The organism is Aporhodopirellula sallentina SM41 (assembly GCF_000346505.1).
GTDB classification, from domain to species: Bacteria; Planctomycetota; Planctomycetia; order Pirellulales; family Pirellulaceae; genus Rhodopirellula; species Rhodopirellula sallentina.
Window position 1 is genome coordinate 1 of sequence record NZ_ANOH01000166.1, and the last position, 1,285, is coordinate 1,285.

The window sequence follows — 1,285 nt, forward strand, 5'->3', positions numbered from 1 at the left end:
AACGACCGGCGTCACCGAGCACGGCCAATGTGGTTTCCATTTGTAAATATCTTATGCCGTGCTTCGTGTGCACGCCATGGTTACCCGATGTTTACAGGTCAGTCTCGTTTATCCGCTGTAACATTCGGATCGCCTCAACGGGGTCATTCAAGTAAACCACTCCGATCACACCCGTGTCGTGCGGCAATGTCGCAATCCGTTTCTCGGTTAGCAGGTCTTCAAGCGACACTCGGGCTGCTGGGACGCGATTATCGTAGAGGAAAACCCACGAGTCTCGAAATTCGTGGTCGGGATCAAAGTATATTCCAGCACGCCCACTGTCTGGGTCATGTTCGTCACGGATTGAAATCGGGAATCGAGATTCGTACCACGCATCCACATCGGTAAGGGGCTTATCGACGTGATAAACGATTGCGTTGCTGGATTCCTCCAGCAGCTCGGCGACTGTAAGTCTCGCTTTAACAGTTGCGTCAGGATGTACGTGCCTGTCCAGTATCTGCCAGTTCAACTCGTTGCGCTGTGGCTGGGGTTTCGCGCAGCCGACAGTCACAAAAGCCATAATGCAAGAAACGACGATCAAATCACGTATCAAGATTGCGCCTGTTCGCTCGGGTAACGGCACGCGTAACCGGGCACGCGCGGACGATTCTCAACTTCAAAAACGCCGACTCGCGTGCTCCGGTTCACGCGATGGTTACTCGCATGCGGCGTGTTCGTCTAGCAGTGCGGTAATGTTGGAAAGCTCAGTTAGTCTTGAATCAACAGTGTCCGCGTTTTCTGCGCGTCGCAACCCCGAGAGTTCCTTAGTTCGATGGTAAACAATATCGATCGCAGTCGCACCCATGTTGTTTTCGGCATCGACCATTGCACCGTGGTCAAGAAGCATTTTCACGAGGTCAAGTTTTCCGGATTGGCAAGCGATCATTAGTGGTGTGATGCCGTCATCATCAGTTTGATTCGGATCAGCGCCAGCGGCAACAAGCGTTTCCACAACGTCGGCGTGGCGCGCGAACATCAAGGGCGTCTTGTTCTTGTGTCGCGATTTGTCAACAGCGGATCGCCAAGTGAATCGCGTGTTGGGGTCAAGACCGCGGGAGCAGAGCAGTTGAACGATATGTGCGTGCCCCATCTTACACGCATTGAGAACGGGGCTGTTGCCATTCGACTGATCAATCCAGTTTGGATCGGCCCCAGCATCCAACGCTTCGACCGCGGCGTGGTAGTCGCCCGACGACGATGCTATCGCGAGTTCGATCTGTTCGTTCATAGAGTTAGTCGAGTAACG

At 53.5% G+C, this 1,285-nt stretch carries 2 protein-coding genes; both read right to left on the reverse strand.

Annotation, left to right across the window (positions count from 1 at the left end; translation table 11 throughout):
- Positions 1–91: 91 nt before the first annotated feature.
- Complete coding sequence (locus RSSM_RS10880) at positions 92–592, reverse strand: hypothetical protein (protein ID WP_144059729.1); 501 nt, start codon at positions 590–592, stop codon at positions 92–94.
- Between the two features lie 102 nt (positions 593–694).
- Positions 695–1,285, reverse strand: a 591-nt coding sequence (locus tag RSSM_RS10885; RefSeq protein WP_236621073.1) for an ankyrin repeat domain-containing protein, incomplete at its 5' end; no start/stop codon positions are given.